This window comes from Streptomyces sp. NBC_01016, assembly GCF_026341035.1.
GTDB lineage: Bacteria > Actinomycetota > Actinomycetes > Streptomycetales > Streptomycetaceae > Streptomyces.
In genome coordinates, this window is the sequence record NZ_JAPEOQ010000001.1 from 4,652,398 (window position 1) to 4,666,361 (window position 13,964).

At 64.8% G+C, this 13,964-nt stretch carries 14 protein-coding genes; 5 read left to right on the forward strand and 9 right to left on the reverse strand.

From position 1 onward, the window contains the following. The first annotated feature begins 511 nt into the window (after positions 1 to 511). The 3 genes from OG746_RS20865 to OG746_RS20875 all read left to right on the forward strand — a co-directional run bounded on the left by OG746_RS20865 (position 512) and on the right by OG746_RS20875 (position 2,438). Entirely contained in the window at positions 512 to 988 is a 477-nt protein-coding gene (locus OG746_RS20865; RefSeq protein ID WP_266716656.1) for a hypothetical protein, read from the forward strand. Between the two features lie 605 nt (positions 989 to 1,593). After that, positions 1,594 to 1,914 (forward strand): hypothetical protein, encoded by a 321-nt coding sequence (locus tag OG746_RS20870; protein WP_266716658.1) that lies wholly within the window; start codon positions 1,594 to 1,596, stop codon positions 1,912 to 1,914. Between the two features lie 17 nt (positions 1,915 to 1,931). After that, complete coding sequence (locus tag OG746_RS20875) at positions 1,932 to 2,438, forward strand: hypothetical protein (protein WP_266716659.1); 507 nt, start codon at positions 1,932 to 1,934, stop codon at positions 2,436 to 2,438. A gap of 986 nt (positions 2,439 to 3,424) precedes the next feature. On the opposite strand, the gene OG746_RS20880 is transcribed toward OG746_RS20875, so the two are convergent. Continuing rightward, on the reverse strand, positions 3,425 to 4,348 hold the full coding sequence (locus tag OG746_RS20880) for an HNH endonuclease (protein ID WP_266716660.1): 924 nt from the start codon (positions 4,346 to 4,348) through the stop codon (positions 3,425 to 3,427). A 371-nt stretch (positions 4,349 to 4,719) separates the two neighbouring features. Between OG746_RS20880 and OG746_RS20885 the strand changes: the two genes are divergently transcribed. Then, a complete protein-coding gene (locus tag OG746_RS20885) occupies positions 4,720 to 5,364 on the forward strand; it encodes a hypothetical protein (RefSeq protein WP_266716661.1) in 645 nt (214 codons plus the stop codon). On the opposite strand, the gene OG746_RS20890 is transcribed toward OG746_RS20885, so the two are convergent. The 4 genes from OG746_RS20890 to OG746_RS20905 all read right to left on the reverse strand — a co-directional run bounded on the left by OG746_RS20890 (position 5,361) and on the right by OG746_RS20905 (position 7,996). After that, on the reverse strand, positions 5,361 to 6,206 hold the full coding sequence (locus OG746_RS20890; RefSeq protein WP_266716663.1) for a helix-turn-helix domain-containing protein: 846 nt from the start codon (positions 6,204 to 6,206) through the stop codon (positions 5,361 to 5,363). The genes OG746_RS20885 and OG746_RS20890 overlap by 4 nt on opposite strands. A gap of 21 nt (positions 6,207 to 6,227) precedes the next feature. Further along, positions 6,228 to 6,743, reverse strand: a complete 516-nt coding sequence (locus OG746_RS20895; protein ID WP_266716665.1) for a DUF6879 family protein — start codon at positions 6,741 to 6,743, stop codon at positions 6,228 to 6,230. Continuing rightward, the gene (locus tag OG746_RS20900) at positions 6,715 to 6,969 is read right to left on the reverse strand and encodes a hypothetical protein (protein ID WP_266716667.1); all 255 of its coding nucleotides are present in this window, start codon (positions 6,967 to 6,969) and stop codon (positions 6,715 to 6,717) included. Before OG746_RS20900 ends, OG746_RS20895 begins: the two co-directional genes overlap by 29 nt. Positions 6,970 to 7,660: 691 nt before the next feature. After that, positions 7,661 to 7,996 (reverse strand): VOC family protein, encoded by a 336-nt coding sequence (locus OG746_RS20905; protein WP_266716668.1) that lies wholly within the window; start codon positions 7,994 to 7,996, stop codon positions 7,661 to 7,663. 173 nt (positions 7,997 to 8,169) lie between these two features. Here OG746_RS20905 and OG746_RS20910 point away from each other — a divergent pair, with 173 nt between their 5' ends. Beyond that, positions 8,170 to 10,281 carry an MMPL family transporter gene (locus tag OG746_RS20910; RefSeq protein ID WP_266716669.1) on the forward strand — a complete coding sequence of 704 codons (2,112 nt, stop codon included), beginning with the start codon at positions 8,170 to 8,172 and terminating at the stop codon, positions 10,279 to 10,281. A gap of 91 nt (positions 10,282 to 10,372) precedes the next feature. On the opposite strand, the gene OG746_RS20915 is transcribed toward OG746_RS20910, so the two are convergent. From OG746_RS20915 to OG746_RS20930, 4 genes are all read right to left on the reverse strand, one after another. Beyond that, on the reverse strand, positions 10,373 to 10,849 hold the full coding sequence (locus tag OG746_RS20915) for a thioesterase family protein (RefSeq protein ID WP_266716670.1): 477 nt from the start codon (positions 10,847 to 10,849) through the stop codon (positions 10,373 to 10,375). After that, positions 10,846 to 11,826 (reverse strand): 3-hydroxyacyl-CoA dehydrogenase NAD-binding domain-containing protein, encoded by a 981-nt coding sequence (locus OG746_RS20920; protein WP_266716672.1) that lies wholly within the window; start codon positions 11,824 to 11,826, stop codon positions 10,846 to 10,848. The genes OG746_RS20915 and OG746_RS20920 overlap by 4 nt, the downstream gene beginning before the upstream one ends. A 91-nt stretch (positions 11,827 to 11,917) precedes the next feature. Then, positions 11,918 to 12,808, reverse strand: coding sequence for a beta-keto acid cleavage family enzyme (locus OG746_RS20925; protein WP_266716674.1), 891 nt, complete (start codon positions 12,806 to 12,808; stop codon positions 11,918 to 11,920). Between the two features lie 112 nt (positions 12,809 to 12,920). Next, on the reverse strand, positions 12,921 to 13,775 hold the full coding sequence (locus OG746_RS20930) for a TetR/AcrR family transcriptional regulator (protein WP_266716675.1): 855 nt from the start codon (positions 13,773 to 13,775) through the stop codon (positions 12,921 to 12,923). Positions 13,776 to 13,964: the final 189 nt, after the last annotated feature.

The following is a 13,964-nucleotide window of genomic DNA, read 5'->3' on the forward strand; positions in this document are numbered from 1 at the left end:
AAGAGCGCAGAACCAAGGCGCCGTGTAGAACCATTTCTGACACGCTGTCAGATCACCTACTCTGACCTGCATAAATGTAGAAGTGTAGTTTCAGGTCCCATCCCGGTAATCGAATAGAGTTCTCTAGTCGATACGCCGCCCGGCCCTCGAAAGTACATTTCTACACTCGCCCGTTCTGGGCCCTGCTTCCTCGCCTGGTGGGGGTACCCGTAACGGCCTTGTAACGTTCCTGGAGAGCCGTCTAAAAGGGCCCGCTTTCCGGTGCCGACGAGCATTCGACTCCCTAGACACATTGTGAAGGGCAGGGGAGACCGTGCCTTAGCGGGTGGCAGCCACACCAGACCCGCGAGCTTAGACACCCTGCTACGGGGGTTCGTTCCGTAGACATCCAGCCCCCGGGCGTGGGTCGAGTAATTGAAGGCGCGTGGCTGCCCCTTCTCTCACTCCCCACGCTCGGGGGCTTTTCTCGTTTCCGCGCGTTCGATACGCGGGCAGCCACGCAAGGACTTCCATGACCGGCTACAAAGCCATGCATAAAACCCTCAACTCGCTCCGCCTTCCAGCGCGTTACAGCGCCTGCCACTGGTGTGGGCTCAGCGCCAATGACTGGGCTTACCAGTGGGACGACGCTGAGGAGCTGGACAGCGAGCACGGCCCCTACAGCCAGAACACCACCAGCTATCGCGCCATGTGTCGACGCTGTCACCTTCGGTTTGATGACGCGCACCGTTCCTACGGCGCTGAGCGTTTTCCCTTTGAAGTGGCCAGGCTCAAGGAAGCCGCGTACGCCGCTGTGAGCGATGAACGCCGCGCTGCTGACACCCGGGCCCGGGAAGCAAACCGTGAGGTCGCCCTACGGCACATAGAGGCTCAGGAAGCCACCAGGAAGCCCCGACGCACAAAGGCCAGCGCTACCGCTATTGATGACGCGCTGGCGCTTATGGCCCGTGGCTTTCGGCACAACGCCCTAGAGCGCGGTGAAGGTTGATGGACGCCCTACTCGGTTGGCTTCCTGAAGTGCTGGTAATGGTGCTCTGGGTATCGCTGATCTACCAAATGGCTGGCGCTATCTGAAAAAACCGCCAGATCCGAGCCGGCTGACCCCTATTCCCTGAAATTCGGAGTGCCTACGCATGGACGCTATCGGCGCTGAGCAAGCGCTAGAAATTCTCGAAACTCATGCAATCGTGCCGACAGACGAACAGCAGCGGGATGAGCTGTTCGCGGCCTTCGCTTGGGTTCGCATCAACGTCCTAGGAGGCAGCCCCGATGGTGCGTCTAACTGAGGCTGACCATAAGCACGTTGCGAAGTTTGCCGCTGTGGTCGGGGAAGCCCTTGAGGAGCACCCAGGCGCAGACGCCAGCACAAGTCTCTTGTTCGATGCCTGCAAGGCCGCCAGCAGAGACAAGTTCATACCGCTGGGCACCTTTGGACGACTGCTCATCGCCACCGGCTATAAGCGCGTGTCCAATCGATATGGCGCGCGTCACCTAGGACTCCGGCCCAAGAATCCGGAGTGCTGGGGCCGGGTCTTCTACCACCACTGACTACCACCTCCGAAAATCCGGAGGTGGTCCCTGGAAGGAAATCCCATGAATGACACCCCGTGGTACATGCGCACCGTTGAGCCGGGCGTAGAGAACGGAAGCCCTGAGAGTGAGCGCCGAGTGCTTGAGTCTCTGGCTTCTACGGCCAGCGAATCGGTTGATGCTGAGGTTGCCCACCTGAAGAATGCTGAGGCTAAGGGCGTTGACATCAACCCTTCTATGCGAATGGCGATGGGCTACGCGGCTGTTGCTCGGAAGGCTGCCGATCGACTAGACGATGCTGCGCCGACGAGCCCCAGCATCAGCGCAGAGGGAACTACCCCTGAGCAGCGCATTGCGAGCGGTTACTACCGCACGGCCAACTGAAAGGGAAGTGAAGCACGATGAATCAGGACACCAAGCCCGCTACTCAGGCCGAGTTGGAGACGCTAGACAAGGCGCGTAAGGCTGCCGAAGCCGCTCAGGCGAAGGTGGCCAAGCTGGAAGCTGAAGAGGCTTTGAGGCGCGATGCTGCTGCCGCGAAGCGCGTGGATCTAACCCGAAAGTACGACACGGAGTTTCACTCACGTTGGACGGAACTAGCGGCGAAGGCTAGGGACTCCGAAGGCGCGCCCGTTGACTACGACCCGAAAACAATGGGTTTCCTCGAAGACCTGGTTCGGTTCGCTGCGGGTCGTGAGAAGCGGCGCATTGTGCTGGACCATGCCCGACGCGCTGAGACCACGCTAGGCATTTCCTCTACTCAAAGCACGGTGCCCGATGAGAGGGAATACACCCTAGACGTTGTGGACTATCTCAAGTGGATTGTCGTGAACGAGTCTCGGCGCCGTGCTGCGGAGTTCGCTGATGCCCTTGAGGCTGAGCGTGAGGCGTTCATCAATGGCAAGTGACGCACTGGATCCCGGGCCGGATGGTTCTTATCCCTGGTTTCCCCGACTTCCCGACGGTTCCCCGGCGTGGTCGGATCGCTGCCCGGCTGATTACCAGGGCACACGAATGCCACGGGGCCTAAGCAGTGTTGTACGGGATGGCCAGCGCTACGTCATTGACCTCACTCCGTGCGACACTGAGGGAAACCCCATCGTTCCGCCGGTTATCCCATGATGGAAACTTTTTAGCGAGTTGCCCTGCGTCATGGCGCAGGGCGCTTACTCCTTCGTCCCATCATTATCCAGCGCAATCCGCACCTTTTCAGTGAAGTCCGACATGGAGCCACTGAATTCCACGTAGTTTCTACATCCGGCTTCCCATTTTTCAGCCAGACTGCGTGCGCCTGGATAACTTCTCGTGATAGTCGTCACGCTAAGGGAACCGTACACACTTCCCGACTTACCGCTTACAGCCACTGCAGCTGTACTCACTTCCTTTGGGCCCGCAATCTGAACTTTCGTCGAGATTTTCCGAACCCTTTCGTGTAGTGACTTAGATTCACTAATAGTCGCTTCTAGGTCCATACCCGGCGGAAGGATGCGGAGGCGTTCTAGGTCATCGAAGTCTTGTGGTGCAGGAGCTAGCAGAATCTTAGTCAGGTTCGCATGCTCCTCTGCTGCTTCTATGAATTCCTCGTATACAGACTGCCGTGAATCACGTCTCTGTCTCAGATGCTCCGCCCGTGCCGTCATCTTCGCTTGTTCACGTGCTGACCATCCAGTAGCCAGCGCTGCGCCAATTGTCGCGACCGACCCTGCCAATGCACCGAGTACTGCCGCCAATCCTGCATCCATGACCCAACCTTGCTGTCCCGCGAGGCAGGGGGTCAAGAGCCTTCGTTCCGGGGTGTGCTGACGCAACCAGGCACCCTCAGCCGGCTGGAACCCCCACCTTTCTTGACCTGCTCCTTTTCCGTGCAGCCACTTCATTGATGTGTGTGCTGACGCTAACGAGTCGCCTTATCCAGCAAGTACATGGGTTTTGTTGGCCAATCCGCGATCTGACCGCTCAACGTGGCAGTAACGCCACCCGTTTCGTCACTCAAACCTGAGATCGACTCCGCCAAATCCTGCAAGGACAGCGTCCCCCAGGGGTCCGGTAGGAATACGGTGTAGTGCCCGATGACTACATGGACACTGCTCAGGTTCTCTGGTTCTCGGACAATCATGATTGATCGAATATTACTGTCAGCCTTGGGGTTGAATCCGATGGTGAGCGGGAGTTCTGTTGGCGAATCAGACTTCAACTGTGCACGAATCGGATCAAGTTCCGGTCGAAGAATGTAGTGCCAGCCCAAGGCTGCGAATGCGGCCAAGTATGCGGATCGTATCCATGAGACGTCCGCATGTTGAGGCGAAAATCGCTCCGTCAGTGTGAAAGTGAACTTGGGCACTTCACCTCGCTCGGAGGCCTCGCGTAGAGCCTTTTCGTGGGCATCAAGCATCGCTGGGTCATTTTGTTTCGGGACCCCCTGCATGAGCCATCCGGTCCCGGAACTCTGTACCTCCCCTCGTACGGAGATGCCGTCCGCCAGAAATACAGCACGTACGGGTCGATTGCTTTCCTTTCTCAGCAAGAAGTTATGCACGTCCGCACGCTTTATTGCATGAGCGTCAAAGCGTCGACCCGCATCGTTGTTGCAGCGTGTACACGTGAGCAGCATTCCCTTTCCGCCGAGCGCATCAGGTGGCACGTGTTCCGTGCTCAATACCTTCTCTGCAATCGCTTCAAACGGGTACGCGATCAAACAGCACGGGCACGCGTAGTAGTCGTCTTCGGTGGTCGGCAACCGATCAGCAAGCCGAAGCTGTTCGAGCGCTTGCCGGAAAAGTGGTGCGCCCTCACGGAACCATTGCTCTCGCTTGCCCATGACCAGATTATGCCTCGTCAGCAGGATTCGTCAGCAGGATTTTGCGCGCTGCATTTCAGCCGGACGACCGTCACCACGGATCTACTAGCGCTACCTGGGGGGGGGGCACCCCCTCCCCAGTGCGGAAACACTCGGCAGGGAGAGAAAAACCTAGCCCCGCAACTCGGAGCGTTTGCGCGGAGAGAAATACCCCATTTGATGCCCTGGTCACTCGCTGGCCGGGGCTTTCTGTGTTCCCAGGCTGTCGGCGACGCCCACCCGATACCCCTTGCAGACTCCCGAGCATGACCAGCGCGTGACCGATTGGGCCGAGACGGAGCGTCAGGGGAGACGCCCTAGACAGGAAGTCAGCAGGGCCGGACAATCACGCCATGGATGCTGGTATAGCGGCAGTGTTTGGCGCCTTAGCAGGCTCGATCAGCGGTGTAATCGGCTCAATCGCGGCGGGGCGCGCCCAGCGTGATGGTGTGCGCATGACCGTACGTGCAGAGAACTTCAAGGAGCGACACCAACCGCGACGTGAGGCCTATAGAGCTTTTCTTGAAGTGCTGCGCGCCTTAGAGGCTCGCCTGAATTCGCCTGCCTACGAAGATTCGACACGTGAAGAAGAACGGCAGTTTAAAGAAGATCTTGACGCGCGATGGATCGACGTAGTTCTTGCGGGACCAGAGCCGTTGGCCATTATTGGTTCTGTTGTTCATGACGCTGTTGATGACATGATCGCCCACCTGGGCGAGTGCCGACAGCTATTGAAGCAATGGTTGGAAGAAACCGACGAAGAAGATGAAGACGCATTCGAGGCGGCACGCAAGGCGTACGAGGATGCAATGAATGAGACGGATAGTTGCAGGCGGCAGCTAGTTGATGCCATTAATACGTTTGGCGTGGCCTGTGCCCGGATGCTTGATAGGGATGGAACCGAGCGGCGCCGCACATTATGGCGGATACGGCAGAAATTGAGGCGTGATAAGTCTCGCCAAGGAGCCAGTAGAGCCGCCCGCGTTCCCGTTCCCTAACTGAGTGCGTCAATGGCGGAGGTGATGAGTGAGCGAGCGTCTGCCCCATAGGCGGCAACCTTCTTCATGTTGCCGAACGCCCGGAGGTACAGGGCTACTTCGCTGGGCTGGGTCTCCTTGATGGAGGCTGCCAACGTTTCGACGTGCACTCGCTGACGGTCAAAGACCGTGAAGGTTTCGAGTGGCCACGCCTCACGGGCTGCTGCGAACGAAATGACCCCCAGGGAGACCGAGGGGAGCGCCATGACTGACAGCAAATGGCCAAGCTGAGCTGCCATCACTTCCGGACTTCCGATCCGATACCGCAGCACCGACTCTTCTACCAGGACTGCGAACCTGTGGTCACCTTCCCGAATGACGCGTGATCGGTCCATGCGTGCAGTGACGGCATCTGACACATCGTCAGGCGTGCCTCGGAAGTGCGCAATTGAAGTCAGCAGCGCTGTTGCGTAGCCGGGTGTTTGGAAGAATCCAGGGACGACATTCGAGCAGTACACATGAAACTGTCTCGTCTGCTCGTAGAGGGGTACGCCCGACTCCTGTAGCCGCCTAAGGCCGGTTCGCTGTAGGCGCTGCCACTGGACGTACATGGAATCAGCCTGCCGGTTGGCCGCGATGAGGTCACCGCTTTGTTCCGGCACCCCGCACGCTGTGCACCATGCGCGTATGTCAGTGTCGCTGGGTGGCGTCTTGGCGTGTTCGATCCGGGATGACTTGGATTCGCTCCAGTTGCAGCGGATAGCCAACTCGCGCCCTGTGATTCCTGCGTCAAGCCTCATTTCCCGCAACCGCCCGGCCACGGCTTCTCTGGCTTGCTGGGCTTTGGACGAAGGTGAAGACATGAATTGGCTGCCCGGTCGCGCTTAGATCTTGTATTCGCTGTGGGGGATGGCCCGCTGCCAGATGGACTCAAAGGCGGATGCACAGAGCTTCAACGTCGCTGCATCCGTGCTGAGTTCATCCCTCACGTGGCTGCCATCCCCGGCGAAGTGATGGATGCGGAGGAGGTTCCCGTCGAACAGCCAGAAGTCATGCGCTGGCACCAGGAAGCCCGCCAGCGCACTCCGGGGCAGCCACCGGACATCTTCCCCAGCAGCTAGGTTCCCGTGCGTGGAGTCGTGCTCCCAGCGGATGTATTCGCTGACGGGTTCCGACACCACGCGCGCCCGGCGAATGGAGACACCACGCGCCACAGCATCCGCAATCGTCTGATGGAACGGGTGCCACCATGAATCGCGGTCAGTCCAGTCCACCCGTTCCCCGCGCTGCCATGCCTCTAGCCGGGGGTTGGTGCCGTAGTCATCCCGCGTTTCCAAGTGGACAGCGGAGTCACGTGTGTTGGCCAGTAGGTCACTGAACGGCGGAACGCTCGACTGCATCGCACGCTTTCCGGATCATCGGCACCATGCGCGCCGGAATCCTGATGACTTCTTCGCTGTCCGGGATGGGCCCGTTGGCTGGTGTGTTCGACTCACAGGCCATACGCAGATCAGGGCCAGCCTTCCAGCCCTGCAATACCAATTCGCCTGCCTCTTCGTCGGCCCAGACTGTTGGGCAATGGTCGTGATCGGTGTCCGGGTCAATGCCCACGAACCGTAGCGACATGGCTGCCTCTCTCCGCGTAGCTTGCTCGAACTTGCATAGCCATCCTGCCTGTTCAGCACGGCAGGTCAAGGGCACCTGCGCGAATACTGGTGTGCAAGTCCGTGCAAGTTTGTGGAGACGAGTAGCTCTAGCGAGCTTGGCTGGCTGCCTCACACGGACAGGAAAGCTGGGGGTTGGGCTATGCAGGCGAGCACACGACAGGAAGAACCTTTGGAACTTCCGCTGACTCAAAGCGAGTGCCTTGAGGGCGTAGACGGCTGCGCTGCATGCGGGATGCTCACGCGGCTGCGGAGAAACGCGAAGGCGAACGCGAACGGCAGCCGGGTAACTGATCTCAATGTGCGCTTGCGTCGGCATCTGAAGACCGATCACCAATGGCTCACGGGGGATGACCAGCGATGAGCAGCCGGGAACCGGCAAAGCCGAAGTGTTATGAGTGTGAGGACTTGCAGCGCTGCATCAAGACTGCCCCCAATGAGGTCAGTAGGGACGCATGGCAGGGCGCGCTAGACCTGCACCGCACCGAGCAGCACACGCCCGCTGAACAGGCGCCTGTGCACACCACCCCTGGTCTCCCGCTCTGACTCCACGGACAGAGCGGGACCGGCCCCACCTGTGCGTCCCCCGGCGTATGGGTGGGGCTTTCGCCTGCCTGCTGACCAGGGACAACGGGGCCTGTAGTCTAGAAGTGCTAGTTAGAAGCGTCTGGGTCGGCCAGCACCGTCCACGACTCGTCGCCGCTCTGCCCCACGTCCGCGCCGCGCGCCCCGAGCCCGACGAGCCGCTCGATCTCGGAGTCCCGGTCCTCGGCGGCGCAGGTCAGGTCGAAGTGCAGCCGGTTCTTGACCACCTTGCGGTCCGTGACCGGCATGAAGCAGATCCCGACCGGCGCGTCCTCGTCCGGACCGATCACCACCTCGCGCTCCCGCTCCGACAGGATCCGCCAGCGCAACGCCCCGGCCCAGAAGCGGGCCAGGGCGGGCAGATCGTGGGCGTCGATGACGATGTGGTGCAGCGAGACGGGCATGCGCGCCAGCATGTCCGGCGCGCCCGGCGGCTGTCACTCACCCGTGCGACCCATGCCGCGCGCCCCGACTCCCTCCCACGCGCGAGCCGGGAACCGCCCGCCCCGGCGATCCGCCGCACCTCTGTGCGCGACCACGCTGACGGTGTCCCATCGGAACCCTCCGAGGAGGCGCCGTGCTCAGCGCACTCGCCCGGGCGGCGACCCGCCGCCCCCGTACCGTGATCCTCACCTGGCTCGCCCTGATCGTGCTCGGTTTCGGGCTCGGCACCGGGGTCTTCGGCCGGCTCTCCGACTCGGTGCCGGACGTGCCGGGCACCGAGTCCGACCGCACCGCCGAACTCCTCGACGACATCGACCCGCGCGGCGAATCCCTCAGCGCCGTCGTCGAGGCGCGCCGCGTCACCGACCCCGAACTGCGCGGCCAGGTCGAGCGGACCGCCGCGGACCTGCGCCGCATTCCCGGCGTCGCCGCCGTGCCCGACCCGTACGCCACCGAGGGCCTGGCCTCCGCCGACGGCCGCGCGCTCATCGTGCCCGTCAACCTGAAGGGCGGACTCGACGACGACGCGGAGGAGGAGACCGTCGATGCCGTCGCCGACCGGGTCAAGGAGATCGACGGCGCCGACGTGCACGTCAGCGGCGGCCCGCTGCTCGGGCAGCAGCTCGGCGAGCGGGCCCAAGAAGACGTCCAGCGCGCCGAGTTGATATCCCTGCCGATCGTGCTCGGGCTGCTCCTGCTGATATTCGGCGGGCTGCGCGCGGCCGGACTGCCGCTGCTCGTGGCGGTCAGCGGCGTGGCGGGCGCGTTCCTCGCCCTGTTTGGCTTCAGCCAGGTCACCGAGATCTCCGTCTACGTGATCCAGGTGACGACCATGCTCGGGCTCGGCCTCGCCGTGGACTACGCGCTGCTGATGGTGATGCGCTTCCGGGAGGAACGCCGGACGAGCGCGGACGTCACCGAGGCCGTGCACCGCACCGTCGAACGCGCGGGCCGCACCATCCTCTTCTCCGGCCTCACCGTCGCCGTCAGCCTCAGCGGACTGCTCGTCTTCCCGAGCCCGTTCCTGCGCAGCATGGGCCTGGCCGTGGCCGCCGTCGTGGTCGTCGACATGCTCGCCGCGCTGACCCTGCTGCCCGCGCTGCTCACCCGGTTCGGCGCGCGCATCGCCCCGTCGAAGCCGCGCGCGCCCGGGACGGAGGGCCGCGTCTTCGCCCGCCTCGCCCTGTTCGCGGCCCGCCGCCCCATCGCGGTGACGACGGTGAGCGTCCTCGCCCTGCTCACGCTCGCGCTGCCCGTATCGAACCTCCGTATCGACATCGGTGACGCCCGCCAACTCCCCGCATCCACCGAGGCGCGGCAGCTGTACGACACCATGCAGGAGCACTACCCGGCGGGTGTCGGCGTCGACCCGGTCGTCGTCGTGGCACGCCCCGGCACGGACCCCGCCTTCGAGGCCCGCGTGAAGGCGCTGGACGGCGTCGCGTCGTCGGAGACCCGGACCCTCGACGACGGCACCCGCGTGCTGCGCGTCACCCCGGCCGGCTCGATCGACGGAGCCACCGCGACCCAACTCGTGCAGGACGTACGGGCGTTGCGCGGGGACGATCCGGTGAGCGTGGCAGGCGTCGCGGCCCGGCTCGTCGACTTCCGCCAGATGCTCGCCGACCGTGCCCCCTGGGCCGCGCTCACCGTCCTCGTCGGCATCTTCGCGCTGCTCTTCGCGTTCACCGGCTCGCTGCTGATCCCGCTGCGGACGATCCTCACCACCCTGCTCAGCCTCGGCGCCGCGCTCGGCGTGGTGGTCCTCGTGTTCCAGGACGGGCACGCCGCGTCCTGGCTCGGCGGAGAGGGCCTCGGCGCGCTCAGCCTGACCGCGCCGCCGCTCATCATCGCCATCGCCTTCGGGCTCGCCATGGACTACGAACTGTTCATCCTCGCCCGGATGCGCGAGTCGTGGCGCACCACGGGGGACGCGCAGGGAGCGGTGGTGACCGGGCTGAGGCGCTCGGGCCGCGTCGTGAGCTGCGCGGCACTGCTCCTCGCCGTCGTCTTCGGCGCCTTCATGACGGGCGGCTTCGCGCCCATCCTGGAGATCGGCCTCGGCCTCACCCTGGCGGTCGTGATCGACGCGACGATCGTAAGGATGCTGCTCGTACCGGCGACGATGGCGCTCATGGGCAAGCGCGCGTGGTGGGCGCCGCGAGCGCTGCGCAGGGTGCACGACCGGTTCGGCGTCCAGGAGGAAGAGGCCCCGCAGGAACCGCTGGTGACGCCGCGTCAGTAACGATGCATCTACTACGGCAGGGATGAGCGCACGTGCAGGGCCCCGGACACGAGGTGTCCGGGGCCCTGCACGTCAGGTGGTCGGCGCTCCGTCAGACGACGGCGATCGACCGGCCCGCCCACTCCGGGGCGGGCTCCGTCAGCTCGGTGAAGCGGTCGCGGACCACGGCCGGGAACTCGGCCGCCTTGCCCGCCTCCTGGTCGACGTGGATCGCGAGCAGCTCGGTGGTCGCCACAGGGGCCGCGTCCGGGTCGGGCTCGCCCGCCTCGTCGTCGACCACGAACATCTCGTGCGTGAAGCGCGCCTTCTTCGACGCCGCCCCCAACACCCGCGTACGGATGGCGAGATGGGCGCCCTCGGGAACGTCACGCAGATAGCGGATGTGCGACTCGACCGTGTAGAGCGAGCAGTGGGTGGACTCGCGGTAGGTCGAGTCCAGGCCCGTCTCGATCATCATGGCGTCGGTGGCGTGACCGAAGGCGAGGACGTAGAACGCCTCGCTCATGTGACCGTTGTAGTCGATCCACTCGGGGCGGACCGTGCGGTGCAGCAGGGGGAGTGGGCTCATCGCGGGTCGGCCTCCCCGTTCTTGCTGCCGTTCAGGCGGCCCGTCGCGCGCAGCACGTCGATGACGCCCTGGTCGCGCTCGGCGACGAGGTCGGCGATGGAACGGCCGTCCGCGGCGACATCGCAGCCCGCGACCACGGAGTCGTACAGCTGCTTGTCGAGCTCCGGGGCCTCCAGGCGCGTCCACGGCGACTTCAGGGACGGGCCGAAGTGGTCGAGCATGTGCGCCATGCCGCCCTCGCCGCCCGCGAGCGCGAACGTCAGCATCGGGCCCATGAACGCCCAGCGCAGGCCGGGGCCCTCGGTGATCGAGTCGTCGATCTCCTTCACCGTCGCCTCGCCGTTGGCGACCATGTGCAGCGCCTCGCGCCACAGGGCCTCCTGGAGGCGGTTGGCGATGAAGCCGGGCACCTCGCGGGCCATGGTGATGACCGACTTGCCGGCCACCTCGTAGAAGCGGGAGGCCCAGGCGGTGGCGTCGGCGTCGGTCTTTTCGCCGCCGACGACCTCGACGAGCGGGATCAGGTACGGCGGGTTGAACGGGTGCCCGACGACCAGGCGCGCGGGGTTCGCGGCCGTGGTCTGCATGTCGGTCATCGGGTAGCCGGAGGTCGACGAGGCGATCACGACGCCGGCGGGGGCGGCCGCGTCGAGCCGGGACAGCAGATCGCGCTTGAGATCGAGGTCCTCGGGGGCGCTCTCCTGCACGAACTCGGCGTCGGCGACGGCCTCTTCGAGGGTCGGGGTGACGGTGAGCCGGTCGCGGGAGGCGCCGTCGGCGAGACCCATCTCGGTGAGGGCGGGCCAGGCGGCGTCGACCAGGCGGCGCAGCTTCTGCTCGGCGTCGGGGGCCGGGTCCCAGGCCGTGACGTCGTAGCCGCGCGCCAGGAAGTGGGCGACCCAGCCGCCGCCGATGACGCCGGCTCCGACGCACGCGACCCGGCGGACGTCCTCGGGAGCGGTGAGGGGGGAGGTCATGAGGGTGGTGTTGCCTTCCGGTGAAGCGGTGTCAGTTTACTTGCGTGTGCGGGGAATTCAGAAATGCGGCTTGCTTGCGTGAGCGGAGATTTCAGGAACGCGGCTTGAGGCCGAGCAGCGCGCGGGCCTCGTCCGGCGTCGCGACGCGCGAGCCGAGGGACTCCGTGATGGTCACGGCGCGCTCCACGAGCTGGGCGTTGGTCGCCTTGTTGCCCTTGCCGAGGTAGAGGTTGTCCTCCAGGCCGACGCGGGCGTGCCCGCCGAGCAGGATCGACTGCGCCACCCACGGCATCTGCATGCGGCCGAGCGCGAAGCTGGCGAACTGGGCGCCCTCCGGCAGCATGTTGACCATCGACTGCAGCACGCCCGGGTCGGCCGGGGCGCCCCACGGGATGCCCATGCACAGCTGGAACACGGTCGGGTCGTCGAGCAGACCCTCCGCGAGCAGCTGCTTGGCGAACCACAGCTGGCCGGTGTCGAAGATCTCCAACTCCGGCCGCACGCCCAGCTCCTGGATGCGCTTGGCACCTTGGCGCAGCATGTCGGGCGTCGACACGTACAGGTTCGAGCCGTCGCCGAAGTTCAGCGAACCGCAGTCGAGCGTGCAGATGTCGGGCAGCAGCTCCTCGACGTGCGGCAGCCGGTCGAGGCCGCTGACGAGGTCGGTTCCGGGCAGGTGGGTGAGCGGCTCGTCCGGGTCGATGACCAGGTCGCCGCCCATGCCGGCGGTCAGGTTGATGACGACGTCGGTGCCGGTCTCCTTGATCCGCTCGACGACCTCGCGGTACAGCTTCGTGTCGCGCGAGGGGTCACCGGTCTCGGGATCCCGTACGTGAATGTGCACAACGGCAGCACCCGCGTCGGCCGCCTCGACGGCATTCTTGGCGATCTGCTCCGGAGTGACGGGCACGTGCGGACTCCGCCGCACGGTGTCACCGGCACCGGTGAGAGCGGCAGTGATGATGACGTTTTCGGTGGGCATAGGGGGACCTCCCAGGTATTTGGATCAGGTGGGCAAATCAAGCGGGTGGGCCACAGTGAAGCCCCTGCGGCGATTGAGCAGCGGGGTCCGGGGCAGAGCCCCGAGTCGTCGACTACGGGTTCGTGATCACGCCGTCCACGTACGAGAGCAACGCCGCATGCATCGCATCGGCAGCCGACCCGAACGACTCCCGACTCACCGAAAGCACCTGCGTGGCAAGCCCATCGATCAGTGCGGTCAACGCATACGCCGCCGCGGCGGGCTCGACGGACGACCGGAACACACCCTGGTCGACCCCACGACGGAGGACATCCGCCACGGTTTCCCGCCACTGCCGGTAGTACTCCGTGTGCAGCCGCCCCACCGTCGTGGACCGCGCCGCCTCGGCCCACAGGTCGAGCCACACCTTCCACTGCCGCCGCTGCTGCTCCGTGCGCGGCGTCTGCAACTCGATGAGCTGGCGCAGCTCCGCCGCCGCGTCGTCCGCCTCCGCGAGGTGGGTGGCGCGGCGCGCGGTGTCCTCGTCCATGCACCAGCGCACCGCGGCCTCCAGGAGATCCGCGCGGCCGGGGAAGTGGTAGTGGATCGCGGCGGTACTGGTGGCGCAGGCGCGGGCGATGTCGGAGACCCGCACCGCGTGGAACCCGTGCTCGGCGACCAGCCGGACCGTCTCCTGGACGATCTGCAGCGGCCGCCCGCCCTCCACGGAAGCGGGCACGGGTGCCGCGGCCTCGGCCTCCTGCGGCCGCGCGCCGAGCAGCCAGCCCGGGTCGACGCGCGCCTCGTCGGCGATCCGCGCCAGCTCGGCCACCGTGAACCGGCGGGTGCCACTCAGGGAGCGGGAGAGCTTCGACGGGTCCATGACGATGCGGCGCGCGAACTCGCGCTGGCTGACACCGGCCGCCGTGATGACCTCACGGACGCGGGCGGCGGTGTCGGCAGGGCTTGCCTCGTTGCTGGATTCCACGGGGCACGACCCTAACCGCATGTTGAGAAGAACTCAACACGATGCTCCTCAATCAACGGGAAACATTGGCCATTGAGCCTCTGACTGTCTCATCAGTCACCATCGCAACGCGACAGTCGGGATGGCGGCCGGGATGGCGACCGGGATCAGGTGCCCCCGCGGGCGTCCTCGCGGGCGACGCGCCACGCA

Excerpts from the sequence above, each read along its gene's own strand:
- OG746_RS20870 (WP_266716658.1), top strand. The coding sequence starts at position 1,594 with ATGAATGACACCCCGTGGTACATGCGCACCGTTGAGCCGGGCGTAGAG.
- OG746_RS20920 (WP_266716672.1), bottom strand. The coding sequence starts at position 11,826 with ATGACCTCCCCCCTCACCGCTCCCGAGGACGTCCGCCGGGTCGCGTGC.
- OG746_RS20885 (WP_266716661.1), top strand. The coding sequence starts at position 4,720 with ATGGATGCTGGTATAGCGGCAGTGTTTGGCGCCTTAGCAGGCTCGATC.
- OG746_RS20900 (WP_266716667.1), bottom strand. The coding sequence starts at position 6,969 with ATGTCGCTACGGTTCGTGGGCATTGACCCGGACACCGATCACGACCAT.
- OG746_RS20890 (WP_266716663.1), bottom strand. The coding sequence starts at position 6,206 with ATGTCTTCACCTTCGTCCAAAGCCCAGCAAGCCAGAGAAGCCGTGGCC.
- OG746_RS20905 (WP_266716668.1), bottom strand. The coding sequence starts at position 7,996 with ATGCCCGTCTCGCTGCACCACATCGTCATCGACGCCCACGATCTGCCC.
- OG746_RS20925 (WP_266716674.1), bottom strand. The coding sequence starts at position 12,808 with ATGCCCACCGAAAACGTCATCATCACTGCCGCTCTCACCGGTGCCGGT.
- OG746_RS20875 (WP_266716659.1), top strand. The coding sequence starts at position 1,932 with ATGAATCAGGACACCAAGCCCGCTACTCAGGCCGAGTTGGAGACGCTA.
- OG746_RS20895 (WP_266716665.1), bottom strand. The coding sequence starts at position 6,743 with ATGCAGTCGAGCGTTCCGCCGTTCAGTGACCTACTGGCCAACACACGT.
- OG746_RS20865 (WP_266716656.1), top strand. The coding sequence starts at position 512 with ATGACCGGCTACAAAGCCATGCATAAAACCCTCAACTCGCTCCGCCTT.
- OG746_RS20915 (WP_266716670.1), bottom strand. The coding sequence starts at position 10,849 with ATGAGCCCACTCCCCCTGCTGCACCGCACGGTCCGCCCCGAGTGGATC.
- OG746_RS20880 (WP_266716660.1), bottom strand. The coding sequence starts at position 4,348 with ATGGGCAAGCGAGAGCAATGGTTCCGTGAGGGCGCACCACTTTTCCGG.